Below are 12,281 nucleotides of genomic sequence, written 5' to 3'. Positions count from 1 at the left end.
CCACTGACAACGGCCGGTGACGCGAGCGGCGGGGGCGCCCGGCCGGGCGTACGGGAGGGTGTGGGCCGGGGCGGGGAAAGGGGTCCGGTGAGGGCGAGGTGGTCCCTTCGGATCTGCGGGACACGGACGGGACCTGCGAGAATTCGACCATGGCGGGAGTGGACGGGGCGAAGGAGTGGGCGAGGTACTGGCAGTACGCGGAACTGCCCGACCTCGATCTGCTGCGTGCCCGGTACGTCCGCCACACCTTCCCCCGCCACAGTCACGAGGGCTATGTCTTCGGCACCATCACCCGCGGTGTCGAGGACGTCGGACTGCCCGGCGGAACGGTGCACGCGGGGCCCGGCATGGTCGTCATGATCAATCCGGAGGTGGCGCACACCGCCCGCGCCGGAGTGCCCGAGGGCTGGGTGTACGCGACGCTCTATCCGTCGGCCCAGGTGATCAACGACATCGCGGCCGATGTGACCAGCCTGCGCGGAACGGTCGGGTTTGCCGAGACCAGTGCGACCGATCCGCCGGCCGCCCGGCTGATCACCGAGATCCACCGCGCCGCGGAGGAGGGCAACGCGCTGGCCACCGACAGCCTGCTGAGGGTCATGGTGGTGCGGCTGCTCAACCGGCACGGCAGCCCCCTGACCACCCCGGCGCTCCGCACCGCCGGAGCCCGGGACGCCGCCCGCGCGCGGGCCGTGCTGGAGGATCGGATGGAGGGGCCGCCCACCCTGGAATCGCTGGCCGCCGAACTGGGAACCAGTCCGTTCGCGCTGCTGAGGGCCTTCAAGAAGCAGTACGGGATGCCGCCGCACACCTGGCTCACCGACGCCCGCGTACGCCGGGCGCGCCGCATGCTCGACCGGGGGACCGCCCCGGCCGACGCCGCGGCCGCCGTCGGCTTCACCGACCAGCCGCATCTCAACCGCCATTTCACCCGGATCGTGGGAGTGCCGCCCGGCGCGTACCAGCGCGAACGCGCAAGAACGTACAAGACCGGCCCGGACCGCTCCCCGTAGCGTTCCGGGCGTGGCAGAACAGACAGCAACCTCTGAGAGCGCCGGTGCGGCCGGCCTCATACCCGGTGGGCGGACCGGCCGGGCGGACACCGGGGCCGCGCCCGGGAAGCCGGACGAGGCCGTCGTACGGGACGCGCTCGGCGTCGGCATCGCCGTCGGGCTCTCCGGCTTCGCCTTCGGCGTCACCTCGGCGGGATCGGGACTCACGCTCCTGCAGACCTGCGCGCTCAGCCTCCTCGTCTTCACCGGGGCCTCCCAGTTCGCCCTGGTGGGCGCCCTCGCGGCGGGCGGGAACCCGTACACCGCGGCGGCCGGGGCGTTCTTCCTCGGCGTACGCAACGCGTTCTACGGCCTGCGCCTCTCGCAGCTGCTCGCTCTTCCGCGAGCGGTACGGCCCTTCGCCGCCCATTGGGTCATCGACGAGACGACCGCCGTGACGCTGCCCCAGCCCACCCGGCGGGCGGCACGGCTCGGCTTCACGGTCACCGGGCTCACCCTGTACGTGCTCTGGAACCTGACCACGCTGGTGGGCGCGCTGGGTGCCGAGGCGCTCGGCGACACCGAAGCCTGGGGCCTGGACGCGGCGAGCCCGGCGGTGTTCCTGGCGCTGCTCGCGCCGATGCTGAAGAGCACCACCGAACGCGTCACAGCGGCACTCGCGGTGCTGCTGGCGCTCGGCCTTCTGCCCGTGCTGCCCGCGGGCGTGCCCGTCCTCCTGTCCGCGCTCGCCGCACCCGTGGTCCTGTTCCTGATGGGACGCGCCAAGAAGGCGGAGAAGGCGGAGAAGGCGGAGAGGGCGGACGGGGCGGGGGACACGGGGAGAGCGGAGAAGGCCGAGAAGGCCCAGAAGACGGGGGAGCACCGATGAGCATCTGGATCGCCATCGGACTCACCGCGGTCGGCTGCTACCTCGCGAAGCTCCTGGGACTCCTGGTTCCCGCCGGAGCACTGGAACGCCCCCTCGTGCAGCGGCTGGCCGCACTCCTTCCCGTGGCGCTGCTCGCGGCCCTCACCGCGCAGCAGACCTTCGGGGACGGGCGGCAGCTGATGCTCGACGCCCGGAGCGCGGGCCTCGCCGCCGCGGCACTGGCGCTGATGGTGCGGGCGCCGTTCCTGGTGGTCGTCGGCGCCGCTGTCGCGGTCACGGCGGGCGTACGGGCACTGGGCTGATCAACTGAGGCGGCGGCCGTACGCCCGCAGGGTGTGCAGGGCCTTCAGCGTCACCAGGGGCCGTCCCTCCAGCCCCGTCCCGGGGGCCCACCGGCGCCAGTTCACCGGCCAGCCGCCGTCCTCCTGCTGCTCGGCCGCCAGGTGGTCGAGCGAGCGGTCCAGCTCCTCGTCGGTGAACCAGCGCCGGGCCAGCGAGCCGGGCGTACGGGCGTAGTCGTACGGGAAGTGGTGCTCACCCGGTGCGTAGCCGGGCGAGCCCGGGTACTCCGCGCGCCGCTCCGGATCCAGCACCGCCAGCCGCTGCTCGCGCACCAGCCGTCCCAGCCGTCCCGCCGCCGCCTCGGCGCGGGGCCGGTCAGGGGCGCCGTCCAGGAAGGCGACGGCCGCCTCGATCTCGTACGGATGCGACTGCTCCAGGGCGTCGACGGCGGCCCAGCAGAAGTCCGTGGCCCGGAAGAGCCAGGCGTGCCACACCTGGTTGCGGTGCAGCAGCCCGACGACCGGACCGGTGGCCAGCAGCTCGGCGGGCGGGTTGTCGACGATCGGGATGAACGGGGCGGCGGGGTAGCCGCGCTGGGTGGGAAGGAGCGCGGGCAGAGCACCCTCCTTGGTCGATACATCGGTCAGATACCGACAGATTCGCTCCACCCGCAGTCCGTTGCAGCGGCCGATCGAGTCGAGAACGCTCAGGGCGTGCGCGGTGGGCAGCGGCTGGCTCACCGGGCCCCGGAGGTCGGGTTCGAGGGCGTGGCCGTATCCGCCGTCCTCGTTCAGGTAGGCGGCGAGTGCGGTCTCGACGGCGTCCGGACTCCCGTCGAGGAAGTCGTGGGCGAACCGCCGCTGTTCGAGGACGCGGGCGGTGAGCCAGATGAACTGTTCGGCGCGGGCGAGTGGGGGGTTAGCTCCGGTTCCAGCCATGGACCGACCGTAGAGCGGAAAGTGCTGCCGGCAGATGCGTAGCGGCCGGGCTGCACTCTCAGGAGCGCGATACTGGTGGCATGCGGTTGACGATTTTCTGGGAACGGATGGCGGACCACTTCGGCGAGGGGTACGCGGATTCGTTCGCGCACGACCATGTGATGGCCGAACTCGGCGGCCGTACGGTCCACCAGGCACTCGCCGACGGATGGGATGCCAAGGACGTCTGGCGCGGGGTCTGCACCGCTGTGGACGTCCCCGCCCGCAAGCGCTGACGGGGCGGGCGGAGGGCTGTCACCGGCGTAGGCGAGACTTGTTCCGTGGCACCGACAGACGAGACCGCCCCGACCCAGCCGTCCACCTCCCCGCCCGTCCCGCCGGCCGCGCCCCCCGCGCCGCCGAACGGGAACGGTCCGGTCCGCATGCCCGGCTGGCTGCCGCGTGCGATGGTGCTGGCCCTGGCGCTCTATGCCTGTTTCCGGCTCGGCAGCTGGGCGTTCGACCAGCTCATCGGGCTGTTGATCAACGTCCTCATCTCGTTCTTCCTCGCGCTCGCCATCGAGCCCGCGGTCAGCCGGATGTCATCCCGCGGTATGCGCCGGGGCCTCGCCACGTTCCTCGTGTTCCTCGGTGTGCTGATCGCCGGGATCGGCTTCATCGTGCTGCTCGGCTCGATGCTCGCGGGCCAGATCGTCGACATGGTCGACGAGTTCCCCAAGTACCTCGACTCGGTGATCAGCTGGGTCAACCAGACGTTCAACACCGACCTGTCCCGGGTCGAGGTCCAGGACAGCCTGCTGCACTCCGACTGGCTGCAGAAGTACGTCCAGAACAGTGCGACCGGCGTGCTCGACGTCTCCACCACGGTGCTCGGCGGCCTGTTCCGGCTGCTGACGATCTTCCTGTTCTCCTTCTACTTCGCGGCCGACGGCCCCCGGCTGCGGCGCGGGCTGTGCTCCGTGCTGCCGCCGGCCCGGCAGGCCGAGGTGCTGCGGGCCTGGGAGATCGCGGTCGACAAGACCGGCGGCTATCTCTACTCGCGCGGCCTGATGGCCCTGATCTCCGGCATCGCGCACTACATCCTGCTGGTGATCCTCGGAGTGCCCTACGCCCCGGCGCTCGCCGTCTGGGTCGGTCTGGTCTCGCAGTTCATCCCCACCATCGGTACGTATCTGGCGGGGGCCCTGCCGATGCTGATCGCCTTCACGGTCGATCCCTGGTACGCGCTGTGGGTGCTCGGCTTCGTCGTGGTCTACCAGCAGTTCGAGAACTATGTGCTCCAGCCCAAGCTCACCTCGAAGACCGTCGACATCCATCCCGCGGTCGCCTTCGGTTCGGTGATCGCAGGCACGGCGCTGATGGGCGCTGTCGGCGCACTGATTGCGATTCCGGCGGTTGCCACGCTGCAGGCGTTCCTCGGCGCCTATGTGAAGCGGTACGACGTGACGGACGACCCGAGAGTGCACGGCGGCAGCCGTCGGCAGCGTGGTGAACCGGTGCTCTCCCGGATCCGCCGCGCGATGGCCACTCCCGGAAACGGGGTACCGGACGGCCAGGACGGGCCGGGGGCATCGGACGGGCCGTCCTGCTCGGACGGATCGGGATCGGGATCGGGCGGATCGGGATCGGACGGATCCGGGGGCGCGGACGGCTCGGGCGGATCCGGGGGCGCGGACGGGCGTCAGCGGTAGCCGGTGACGTCGGCCGGCAGTCCCGGGTCCTGGACCTCGGTCATGTACCGCCAGGCGTCGGGTCGGCTGCCGTCCAGGTCGGTGAAGCCGTAGACCCGCGCCAGCTGCCCGCTGGACAGCGACTTCCCGTTCCAGCGCGCCACCTCGGGGTCCTGGGCGAGTGCGGCCACGGCCCGGCCGATGAACGCCGGGGTCTCGGAGACGGCGAAGTGCGGCGAGTGCTCGACCGCGTCACGCCAGGTCGCCTCGGTGACCCCGTGGGCCTGGAGCATGGCCTCGGACCTGAGCCAGCCGGGGGTGAGCGACACCGCGGTCGCGCGATGAGGCGCCAGTTCGTGCGCGAGGGCGAAGGCCATCCGGTTCACCGCGGCCTTCGCCAGGTCGTAGAAGAACGAAACCCGGTAGTGGGTGGCGTTGTACTCGTCCGTCCCGTCGGTCACCTCGACGACCAGGCCCCCCGGTGTCTCGATGAGCAGCGGGAGCGCGAAGTGGCTGGTGATGGCATGCGTGTCGACGGCCAGCCGCAGGGTGTGCAGTCCGGTGTCCAGGGACGATTCCCACACCGACCTGTTCCACTCGATCGCGGCGCCCCAGATGTCGTTCACCAGAAGGTGCAGGGCTCCCTGCTCGCTGGAGATGCGGGCCACCAGTGCCCTCACCTGGCCGGGAACCAGGTGATCCGCCTGTACGGCGATCCCGCGGCCGCCCGCCGCGTCGACGAGCGCCGCTGTTTCCTCGATCGTCTCGGGCCGGTCCATCTCGGAACGCCCGGACCCGCTGGTGCGGCCAGTGACGTACACGGTCGCTCCGGCGGCGCCCAGCTGAACGGCGATTCCCCGGCCCGCGCCGCGGGTGGCGCCCGCGACGAGCGCGACCTTCCCCGCGAGGCCGCGGTCTGCGGGGCCGTGGCCTGCGGGGCCGGAGTCCGTGTGGCCGGAGTCCGTGCGGCTGGAACCTGAAGAGGCCGAGCGAGATGTCCGCATATGGCAGGAATCTAGCATGGGTCGCAGGGGATTTCATTGACTTGATCATCGCTGGCTGCTATAAGGCGCTACTCTCGGCCGTGTGGGCCCGGCGTGGTGCGCTTGACACTGAAATCGAACATCCATTCTCATGGGATTCCGGCCGGGTTTTCCCGGGCCCGACCGTGGAGTTGTCCACAGGCCGGGAGGACGTCGAGGCCCATTGTCAGTGGCAGGGGTTAGCGTCTTTGACGTGAAGCGATCGACTCAAGCAAATCGGGTGGAACCCATGGCAGGAACCGACCGCGAGAAGGCGCTGGACGCCGCACTCGCACAGATTGAACGGCAATTCGGCAAGGGCGCGGTGATGCGCCTCGGTGAGCGGCCGAACGAGCCCATCGAGGTGATTCCCACCGGGTCGACCGCACTCGACGTCGCACTCGGCGTCGGCGGCCTGCCGCGCGGCCGTGTGGTGGAGGTGTACGGGCCGGAGTCCTCCGGCAAGACGACGCTGACGCTGCACGCCGTGGCGAACGCGCAGAAGGCCGGCGGCACGGTGGCGTTCGTCGACGCCGAGCACGCCCTCGACCCCGAGTACGCGAAGAAGCTCGGTGTCGACATCGACAACCTCATCCTGTCCCAGCCGGACAACGGTGAGCAGGCACTGGAAATCGTGGACATGCTGATCCGCTCCGGTGCCCTCGACCTGATCGTCATCGACTCCGTCGCGGCCCTGGTGCCCCGTGCGGAGATCGAGGGCGAGATGGGCGACTCGCACGTGGGTCTGCAGGCCCGTCTGATGAGCCAGGCCCTCCGTAAGATCACCAGCGCGCTCAACCAGTCCAAGACCACCGCGATCTTCATCAACCAGCTCCGCGAGAAGATCGGTGTGATGTTCGGCTCCCCGGAGACCACGACCGGTGGCCGGGCCCTGAAGTTCTACGCCTCGGTGCGCCTCGACATCCGCCGGATCGAGACGCTGAAGGACGGCACCGACGCCGTCGGCAACCGCACCCGCGTCAAGGTCGTCAAGAACAAGGTCGCGCCGCCCTTCAAGCAGGCCGAGTTCGACATCCTCTACGGCCAGGGAATCAGCCGCGAGGGCGGTCTGATCGACATGGGCGTGGAGCACGGTTTCGTACGCAAGGCGGGCGCCTGGTACACGTACGAGGGTGACCAGCTCGGCCAGGGCAAGGAGAACTCCCGGAACTTCCTCAAGGACAACCCCGATCTCGCCAACGAGATCGAGAAGAAGATCCTGGACAAGCTGGGAGTCGGCGTGCGGCCGGACGCGGCGGCATCCGAGCCGGCCGCGGACGCTGCGGGAGCCGCCGCTTCCGACGCCGCGGCGAAGCCCGCGCCCGCTTCGGCCACCAAGGCCAAGTCGGCCAAGTCGGCGGCGGCCAAGAGCTAGGCCGTGACGCGTCGTACGGAGTGGCCGGGCGGCGCAGACCCTGGCGCGGGCCCCGGTCCGGAGTTCGCCGAAGGGGCCGCGCCGGAGCCGGGCGACGGCTCTGCCGGACGGTCCCGGTCCCGCCGTGGAGCGGGAGCGGGGTTCGGCGAGGGGGCGGGGCGCCGCGCCCGCTCCGACACCAAGAGCAGCGGTTCCCCCTCCTCGTCGAGGGCCGAGAAGGGGGAGCCGCGAGACCCGGTCGAGCAGGCCCGCAACATCTGTCTGCGGCTGCTCACCGGGACACCGCGCACGCGTAGGCAGCTCGCGGACGCGCTGCGCAAGCGGGAGATCCCGGACGAGGCGGCGGAGGAAGTGCTGTCGCGCTTCGAGGATGTCGGGCTGATCGATGACGCGGCGTTCGCGGGCGCCTGGGTGGAGTCCCGGCACCACGGCCGGGGACTCGCGCGCCGCGCACTCGTCCGCGAACTGCGCACCAAGGGCGTGGACTCCGCCCTCATCGACGAAGCGGTCGGCCGGCTCGAACCGGAGCAGGAGGAGGAGACGGCCCGCGAGCTCGTGGCGCGCAAGCTCCGCTCCACGCGGGGCCTGGACCGCGACAAGCGTCTGCGCCGCCTGGCCGGGATGCTTGCGCGCAAGGGATACGGGGAGGGCATGGCCCTGCGCGTGGTGCGGCAGGCGCTGGAGGAAGAGGGCGAGGACACGGAGGGCCTGGACGAGCCCTTCTGAACCGGGCGCCGGGGGATCCGCCGCACGGGGGGCCGGTCAGTGTCCGGCGACGGATGCCCGGCGGATCGTCGCGTCGATCAGTGCCAGGGCGTCGGTGGCAGTGCGGCCGGGGTGCCGGTTCCAGGGGCCGATCAACCCGGGCCAGCCCTGGGAGCGGAGCTCGGTGATCAGCCAGGCGCCGGCCCGGTTCACGGTGTCGAGGGAGCCGTAGCCGAGCCGGTGCGCGGTGAGCAGGGCACCGCAGATACAGCGCGCGCCCCTGGCGTTACGCAGCCGGTACGGGGTGTTCTGCCAGCCCCACTCGGTCAGCACCTGACGTGCGTAGCCGAGCTGGGTGGAGGGGCGCAGGTCCGGCTGCCCGACGCGCCGCCAGGCATGGAGACGGTCGGGCAGGACCGCGCCGAACCGTCCGGGGAGCGGACGTTCGTCCGGCGGGGCGGCGGGCAGCGTACGCATCGAGTCGTCGATGAGCTGCTCGACGGGTACGGACAGCAGGTTTCTCCAGTCGGACCCGTCCCGCGACACCGCGCCGTGCGGTGAGCGGCCTGCAGCCGCCGGGACCGCCGTCGCGCCCGCCGCCGGTTTTTCGGGTGACCGGCCGGCCGGGGGAGAGGTGGGCCCTGGGGCAGGGGCTGTGTACTCCCAGCCTGCGACGATCTGCTGCCACGCCTCCGTGTCATGGAGGAGGGAAGCCTGGCGGTCGAGCTGATCGGGGGTGGGAGCCGTGGTCTCCATCAGTGCGCATCTCCGTACATTTCGGTCCTCTGTATGAGGCGAATGTGGGTCGCGCGCGGCGATTGCTCCACTGGAGTGTGGCGTTCGGGTGTGCTGACAAGCGTCCGCGGCGGCCCCGGCGGCGTACGGGGAACGCGTCGGACGGGGGTTAACCCCCGTATCAAGAAGCGGGCAGGCTTCAGTGCACAGACATCTGTGCACAGAGCAGTGTGTACGTCATGGCAGACAGGCCCCGCGGAACCGGGATCACCGAACTGGCGGCGCTCAAGGCGCTCGCCCAGCCACGGCGTCGGCAGATCCTTGAGCACCTCACCCAGTACGGTCCGGCGACGTCCGCGAGTCTGGCCCGGGACCTCGGCCTGAACACCGGGGCCACCAGCTATCACCTGCGTGAACTGGCCCGGTACGGATTCGTCGAGGAGACCGGCCCCCAGGACCCCGGGCCCCGGGCAGTGACGGCGTCCCGGGGCGCGGAGGACGCGGGTTCCGGGACGGAGGATCTCGCGGCCCGCCGCCGCAGATGGTGGCGGGCGATTCCGGGCGACCGGCGATTCCCGCCCCGGTCCCGACAGAACCCCGAGACACGGCTCGTCATGGACGAGCTCAACCGCCGGACGTATGCGGAGGATCTCGCGCTCTTCGAGCGGCTTCAGCGCGACGCCCCGGAGCGGGAGCAGCCGGCGGCGCGGGAAGGGCAGGAGGGACGGGACCCGCGGGAAGCGCCGGACGAGGACGAGTGGGCCGACGCCTTCGCGTACTCGCGCGGTTCCCTCCGGCTGACCCTCCCCGAACTCCGTGAGTTCTTCGAGGAGTACATCGCCCTGATGAACCGCTACAAGCGGCCCGAGGGCGACAGCCCGGCCGCCTCCCGCACGGTCCACACCCGCCTGCTCGCCTTCCCGGACCCCGCCCTCCCGGATGCCGGCTTACCCGCCCGCGCCTTCACGGACAACCGAACAGAGACGGACGCACGATGATGCTGCGCTACGCATTCCAGACGATCCGGGACCGGAAGGGGGGTTTCCTCGGCGCTCTGCTGGCCCTGATGTGTGCCGCCGCACTCATCACCGCCTGTGGCACGCTCCTGGAGACCGGACTGCGCGGAAGGATCACCACCGAGCGCTACGCGGCCGCCCCGCTGGTCGTCTCGGCCGACCAGAACGTCCATCGGACCACCGTCAAGCACAAGGGCAACGGAAAGACCAAGACCAAGCACAAGGCGAAGCCCGTCGCCGAGCGCGCCTGGCTGCCCGCCGCCACCGCCGACCGGGTGCGCGCGGTCGAGGGGGTCCACCGGGTGGTTCCCGAGCTCACGTTCCTCGCCGAGCCCCTGGCCGGCGGTACGACGGCCCGGTCGGCCGACCGGCCCTCGTACGGCCACTCCTGGACCTCCGCTCCCCTCACGCCGTTCAGGCTTGTCGTGGGCAGGGCTCCCTCGTCCGCCGACGACGTGGTGATCGACCGTGGGCTCGCCGAGCGGGCCGGACTCACGGCGGGGGACCGGCTGACCGTGCAGTCCACCGGTACCCCGCGCCCGTACCGGGTCAGCGGAATCGCCGCTCCCGCACCGTCCGGAGCAGCCGCGGGCCCAGGCGCAGGCACAACCGCGGGCACAGGCACAGGCGTTGACCTCACGCACCAGACCTCGCTCTTCTTCACCGACGCGGAGGCCCAGCGGCTCGCCGCCCGTCCCGGCCGGGTGGCCGCCCTCGGTGTGATCCCCGCACCCGGCACGGACCTCGGACAGCTGGAGCAGCGGGTCGAGGAGGCGCTGAGCGGTACGACGGCACAGGTCTCCACGGGGGACGACCGGGGCCCGGTCGAGTTCCTGAATGCCGCCGGGGCGCGTATCAAGCTCATCTCCATGGGCGGGGCGATGGGCGGAACCGCGCTGCTGGTCGCCGTACTCGTGGTCGTCGGTACGTTCGCACTCTCCATCCAGCAGCGTCACCGTGAGCTGGCCCTGCTGCGCGCCATCGCCGCCACTCCGCGTCAGGTCCGCCGACTGCTCGGCCGCGAAGCACTGCTGGTGGGTGCCGTGGCCGGGGTGATGGGAGCGCTCGCCGGGCTGCCGCTCGCCGCCTGGCTGCACGGCCGGTTCATCGGTCTGGGCGCCGTCCCCGCCTCGCTGGAACGCACCGCCGGTGTCTTCCCCGCCCTCGCCGCGGTGGCCGTCACCCTGGCCGGTTCCTGGGCGGCGGCCCGGATCTCCGGCCGCCGGATCTCCCGTATCCGGCCGGCCGAGGCCATGGCCGAGTCGGCGACCGGGCCGGACCGTCCGGCGTGGGGCCGGATCGCGGCGGGCCTGGCGCTGCTGGCGGGCGGCCTCGTCCTCGTCGCCGTGCTGGGGATCCTGCGCACCGAGGCCGCCTCGACCCCCGTCACCTTCCTCGCCGTGGTGGTCCTGGCCACCGCCGTGTCGCTGCTGGGTCCGCTCCTGGTCAGATCGGCGGCCGCGCTGCTCACCCGGCCGCTGCGGTCGGCGGGGCCGGGCGGAGCGCTCGCCACCGCCAACCTGCGTGGTCATGCCGCCCGGATGGCCGCGGTCGTCACCCCGCTCACCCTGCTCATCGGGATGACCTGCACCGTTCTCTTCCTCCAGCCGACTCTTGACTCCGCCGCCCGTACCCAGGCCCGCGAAGGCCTCCGTGCCACCGCCGTCGTGGTCGGGCAGGGCCCCGGCATCCCGTCCGCGGCCGCCGAGAAGATCCGGACGACGCCCGGGGTCGTGGCGGCCACCGAAGTCGTACGCACCACCGTGCGGGTCGGCCTCGACAAGTACACCGTCCAGGGCGTCACCCCGGCGGGCCTCAGCAGCACCTGGGATCCCGATGTCACCCGCGGTTCGCTCGCGGAGTTCACGGCCGACGGCGCGGCGATCAGCGAACTGGCCGCGGACCGGCTGGGCCTGGGCCCCGGTGACGTACTGAGGCTGCACCTCGGCGACGGCACCCCGGCCGCCTTCACCGTCGCCGCCGTGTACGCCAGGGGACTGGGCTTCGGCGATCTGACCCTGCCGCACGACCAGGTCGCCCGGCACATGGACAACCCGCTCGCCACCACCGTCCTGGTCGCCTCGGACCTGGCCCGCGACGAACTCGCCGCCGAGGTGAAGGGGTTCGAGGAGTTCCCCGGGCTCGCCGTCCTCGCACCGGCGGCCGTCGACCGGCTCCAGGCCGACCGGCAGCAGGCGAACGCCGAGGTCAACTATCTGGCCATGGGCCTCGTGCTCGCCTTCACCGCCATCGCCGTCGTGAACACGCTCGCCATGTCCGTCTCCGAACGCGTCAGGGAGTTCGCGATGCTCCGGCTGGCCGGGGCGACCCGCCGCCAAGTGCTGCGGATGCTCCGGATCGAGGCCCTGGCGGTACTGCTGCTGGCGGCGGTCCTCGGCACCGGCATCGCCCTGGCCGTACTGACCGCGTTCAGCGTCGGGATGACCGGCGGCGCCGCGCCCGCCGTGCTTCCCCTCGTGTACGCGGCCGTGGTGGGGGCGGCGGCCCTGATGGCCCTGGTGGCCACCGCTCTACCCGGCCGGATGGCGCTCAGGACCCGCCCGGTGGAGGTCGCCACGTCACGCGGGTAGCGACAACCGGTCCGCCGCGCGACCCCGGTCCGCCGTGCGTGGGCTCCGCCGTCCGAGGGCTTCCGG

Annotated in this window: 12 protein-coding genes; 9 read left to right on the top strand and 3 right to left on the bottom strand. The window is 71.8% G+C overall.

All coding sequences use genetic code 11. The features are described 5' to 3' along the window. Positions 1–149 precede the first annotated feature (149 nt). From ACIGJO_RS09450 to ACIGJO_RS09440, 3 genes are read left to right on the top strand one after another with little or no spacing between them, the layout of a single operon-like run. Complete coding sequence (locus tag ACIGJO_RS09450) at positions 150–1,013, top strand: AraC family transcriptional regulator (protein WP_399954457.1); 864 nt, start codon at positions 150–152, stop codon at positions 1,011–1,013. A 10-nt stretch (positions 1,014–1,023) separates the two neighbouring features. Further along, positions 1,024–1,881 carry an AzlC family ABC transporter permease gene (locus tag ACIGJO_RS09445; protein WP_399954454.1) on the top strand — a complete coding sequence of 286 codons (858 nt, stop codon included), beginning with the start codon at positions 1,024–1,026 and terminating at the stop codon, positions 1,879–1,881. Next, positions 1,878–2,183: an AzlD domain-containing protein gene (locus tag ACIGJO_RS09440; RefSeq protein WP_399954451.1), complete on the top strand. Its 306-nt coding sequence runs from the start codon at positions 1,878–1,880 to the stop codon at positions 2,181–2,183. Before ACIGJO_RS09445 ends, ACIGJO_RS09440 begins: the two co-directional genes overlap by 4 nt. On the opposite strand, the gene ACIGJO_RS09435 is transcribed toward ACIGJO_RS09440, so the two are convergent. After that, positions 2,184–3,101 (bottom strand): hypothetical protein, encoded by a 918-nt coding sequence (locus ACIGJO_RS09435; protein ID WP_399954448.1) that lies wholly within the window; start codon positions 3,099–3,101, stop codon positions 2,184–2,186. It abuts the gene before it with no gap. An 80-nt stretch (positions 3,102–3,181) separates the two neighbouring features. Between ACIGJO_RS09435 and ACIGJO_RS09430 the strand changes: the two genes are divergently transcribed. Next, positions 3,182–3,376, top strand: a complete 195-nt coding sequence (locus tag ACIGJO_RS09430; RefSeq protein ID WP_399954445.1) for a DUF3046 domain-containing protein — start codon at positions 3,182–3,184, stop codon at positions 3,374–3,376. Positions 3,377–3,523: 147 nt separating this feature from the next. After that, a complete protein-coding gene (locus tag ACIGJO_RS09425; protein ID WP_399954568.1) occupies positions 3,524–4,792 on the top strand; it encodes an AI-2E family transporter in 1,269 nt (422 codons plus the stop codon). Here ACIGJO_RS09425 and ACIGJO_RS09420 read toward each other — a convergent pair. Beyond that, the gene (locus ACIGJO_RS09420) at positions 4,783–5,775 is read right to left on the bottom strand and encodes an SDR family oxidoreductase (protein WP_399954442.1); all 993 of its coding nucleotides are present in this window, start codon (positions 5,773–5,775) and stop codon (positions 4,783–4,785) included. The two genes, ACIGJO_RS09425 and ACIGJO_RS09420, sit on opposite strands and share 10 nt — an antisense overlap. Positions 5,776–6,043: 268 nt before the next feature. Here ACIGJO_RS09420 and recA point away from each other — a divergent pair, with 268 nt between their 5' ends. After that, complete coding sequence (gene recA, locus ACIGJO_RS09415; protein ID WP_399954439.1) at positions 6,044–7,168, top strand: recombinase RecA; 1,125 nt, start codon at positions 6,044–6,046, stop codon at positions 7,166–7,168. A 3-nt stretch (positions 7,169–7,171) separates the two neighbouring features. Continuing rightward, a complete protein-coding gene (gene recX, locus ACIGJO_RS09410; RefSeq protein WP_399954436.1) occupies positions 7,172–7,894 on the top strand; it encodes a recombination regulator RecX in 723 nt (240 codons plus the stop codon). 36 nt (positions 7,895–7,930) lie between these two features. Here recX and ACIGJO_RS09405 read toward each other — a convergent pair whose 3' ends face one another. Continuing rightward, entirely contained in the window at positions 7,931–8,629 is a 699-nt protein-coding gene (locus tag ACIGJO_RS09405; RefSeq protein WP_399954433.1) for a hypothetical protein, read from the bottom strand. A gap of 218 nt (positions 8,630–8,847) precedes the next feature. Between ACIGJO_RS09405 and ACIGJO_RS09400 the strand changes: the two genes are divergently transcribed. Both ACIGJO_RS09400 and ACIGJO_RS09395 read left to right on the top strand, forming a co-directional pair. Continuing rightward, positions 8,848–9,606, top strand: a complete 759-nt coding sequence (locus tag ACIGJO_RS09400) for an ArsR/SmtB family transcription factor (protein WP_399954431.1) — start codon at positions 8,848–8,850, stop codon at positions 9,604–9,606. Beyond that, entirely contained in the window at positions 9,603–12,215 is a 2,613-nt protein-coding gene (locus tag ACIGJO_RS09395; RefSeq protein WP_399954428.1) for an FtsX-like permease family protein, read from the top strand. The genes ACIGJO_RS09400 and ACIGJO_RS09395 overlap by 4 nt, the downstream gene beginning before the upstream one ends. Positions 12,216–12,281 lie beyond the last annotated feature (66 nt).

The sequence above is a fragment of the Streptomyces sp. NPDC079020 genome, assembly GCF_044542225.1.
GTDB lineage: Bacteria > Actinomycetota > Actinomycetes > Streptomycetales > Streptomycetaceae > Streptomyces.
Note: the sequence above shows the minus strand (reverse complement) of the source record. Positions and strands in the feature narration are given on the sequence as shown.

Coding starts and splice junctions, on each gene's coding strand:
- ACIGJO_RS09440 (WP_399954451.1), top strand. CDS start 1,878: ATGAGCATCTGGATCGCCATCGGACTCACCGCGGTCGGCTGCTACCTC.
- ACIGJO_RS09420 (WP_399954442.1), bottom strand. CDS start 5,775: ATGCGGACATCTCGCTCGGCCTCTTCAGGTTCCAGCCGCACGGACTCC.
- ACIGJO_RS09395 (WP_399954428.1), top strand. CDS start 9,603: ATGATGCTGCGCTACGCATTCCAGACGATCCGGGACCGGAAGGGGGGT.
- ACIGJO_RS09435 (WP_399954448.1), bottom strand. CDS start 3,101: ATGGCTGGAACCGGAGCTAACCCCCCACTCGCCCGCGCCGAACAGTTC.
- ACIGJO_RS09405 (WP_399954433.1), bottom strand. CDS start 8,629: ATGGAGACCACGGCTCCCACCCCCGATCAGCTCGACCGCCAGGCTTCC.
- ACIGJO_RS09450 (WP_399954457.1), top strand. CDS start 150: ATGGCGGGAGTGGACGGGGCGAAGGAGTGGGCGAGGTACTGGCAGTAC.
- recA (WP_399954439.1), top strand. CDS start 6,044: ATGGCAGGAACCGACCGCGAGAAGGCGCTGGACGCCGCACTCGCACAG.
- ACIGJO_RS09425 (WP_399954568.1), top strand. CDS start 3,524: ATGCCCGGCTGGCTGCCGCGTGCGATGGTGCTGGCCCTGGCGCTCTAT.
- ACIGJO_RS09400 (WP_399954431.1), top strand. CDS start 8,848: ATGGCAGACAGGCCCCGCGGAACCGGGATCACCGAACTGGCGGCGCTC.
- ACIGJO_RS09430 (WP_399954445.1), top strand. CDS start 3,182: ATGCGGTTGACGATTTTCTGGGAACGGATGGCGGACCACTTCGGCGAG.